Below are 2,005 nucleotides of genomic sequence, written 5' to 3'. Positions count from 1 at the left end.
GCGGAGTTGTCTCGATGGGCCAGGAGATTGCCTCCTTCAGCTTTGGCGCAGAGGACTTTGCCGAGTTCAAAGCTCGGCTGCAGCAGGAGACAGATCTGCTGGACCGCTGGCTGGCCGCCGCGCCGGGGCTGGATCCCGCCTGTCGACCTTTTGCCCAGGGATCCCTGGTGGGTGGGTTTGAGCTGGAAGCTTGGCTAGTCACCCCCCAGGGAGAGCCGGCCCCGATCAACTCCGCCTACCTGGAGGCCGTCAACAACCCGCTGGTGGTGCCGGAACTGGCCCGCTTCAACATCGAGATCAACGGCCGGCCTCAGGTCTTGGTCGGTTCGGCTCTGCGGCAGTTGCACCAAGAGCTGGCGCAGACCTGGGCTCACTGCTGCCGAGTGGCCGAGCAACTGCAGGCGGGGCTGATGATGATTGGCATTTTGCCCACGCTGCAGCAGCAGCAGCTCACTTTGGAAATGATCTCGCCTCGCAAGCGCTACCTGGCCCTCAACGAGCAGATCCTAAACCTGCACCGGCGCGAGCAACCCTCAGGGATCCCGCCCCTGGGGCTGGCGATCGCAGGGCCTGCCGCCCGGCTACGCGTCACCCACCCCAATGTCATGCTGGAGGCAGCCACCACCTCTTTTCAAATCCATCTGCAGGTGTCGCCCCACCAGGCAGCCCGCTACTTCAACGCTTCCCTGCTCGTATCGGCCCCCTTGGTAGCCCTGGCAGCCAATTCTCCCTATCTGTTTGGGCACGACCTGTGGGCGGAAACCCGCATCCCGGTGTTTGAGCAGGCGTTGGATGGCCCACCCCCCCTCGCCCCCACCCACCAAGCTCGCGTTACCTTCGGGCAAGGCTATGTCCAGGAATCCCTAATGGAGCTGTTTTGGGAAAATCTGCACCGCTACCCAGTGGTGTTGCCGCAAAGGCTAGCTGCTGCTCCCTCAGAGCTGGCCCATCTGCGCCTGCACAACGGCACCATCTGGCGCTGGAACCGCCCCCTCATCGGCTTGGATCCCATTCCCCACCTGCGCATCGAACAGCGGGTGGCTGCAGCAGGCCCCACCCTGCCGGACATGATTGCCAATGCGGCCTTCTACTTTGGCCTGGTGCAAGCTCTGGGATCCCGACCTCTTCCCCCGGAGCAGGAGCTGAGCTTCGCCCAGTGCCGCGCCAATTTTTATACGGCCGCCCGCTTCGGCCTCGAGGCCCCCATCACCTGGCTCAACGGTTGGCAGGGATCCCTGCGCCAATTGTTGTTGCAAGAGCTGCTCCCGCAAGCAGAGGCGGGCTTGGCGCAACTGGACTTGGCGCCCCAGGACATCCAGGAGTACCTGGGCATTCTCCGCGGCCGTGTCGAGTCGGGGCAGAATGGGGCCACCTGGCAGCGCCGCTACGTGGCTCGGCATGGTAAAGATATGCAACAATTGACCTGTGCCTACTGGGAACGGCAGCGGCAAGGTCAGCCGGTACACACCTGGGATCTCGGCTAGGGAAGCCGTCTCCCCATAGTTGCCGGCAGGGGGGATAAGTCACCGCTTGGGCATGCCTGCATCGGAAGGGATGCTTTCTCAAAGGTCAGGGCGACGACCTAAGCCACAAGCACGACAGCCAGTTGTTTACCTCCAGCTAAGGATGAGACAGTTCGCTACCCCAATCTCCATCTCCCCTCTCCCGTTGGGAGAGGGGCTGGGGGTGAGGGCCTATTTCCCGGATCCCCTCTGCCCTTGAGCAGCCAAAAGGTTTGCGTTGAGGTGCTTGTCCAAAAAACCGTATGCTCACTGTTCTCGATCACCTGCCGGAGCAACTCCTAGATTTAGAAGCCCATCAACTCTACGACCGATTGGGCGGGCCAACCCTCATCCATCTGGCGGGACGACGGGATCCCCCTCTGTTTGTTTCCGTCCTGCTGCACGGCAACGAGGTCACCGGTTGGCAGGCGGTGCGACAGCTTCTGCGCCGCTACGTCCAGCGGGAACTGCCCCGTTCCCTGTCCCTTTTCATCGGCAATGTG

At 62.5% G+C, this 2,005-nt stretch carries 1 protein-coding gene and 1 pseudogene; both read left to right on the top strand.

Annotated elements, in window-relative coordinates:
- The coding region (locus NW852_RS06580; protein ID WP_414426574.1) for a glutamate-cysteine ligase family protein at positions 1 to 1,484 on the top strand (1,484 nt) is incomplete at its 5' end.
- A gap of 281 nt (positions 1,485 to 1,765) precedes the next feature.
- Positions 1,766 to 2,005: pseudogene (locus tag NW852_RS06575) on the top strand (peptidase M14); the annotation flags it as partial.

The sequence above is a fragment of the Synechococcus sp. H60.1 genome, assembly GCF_047462335.1.
Lineage (GTDB): Bacteria > Cyanobacteriota > Cyanobacteriia > Thermostichales > Thermostichaceae > Thermostichus.
This window is presented reverse-complemented; position numbering and strand designations above follow the sequence as displayed.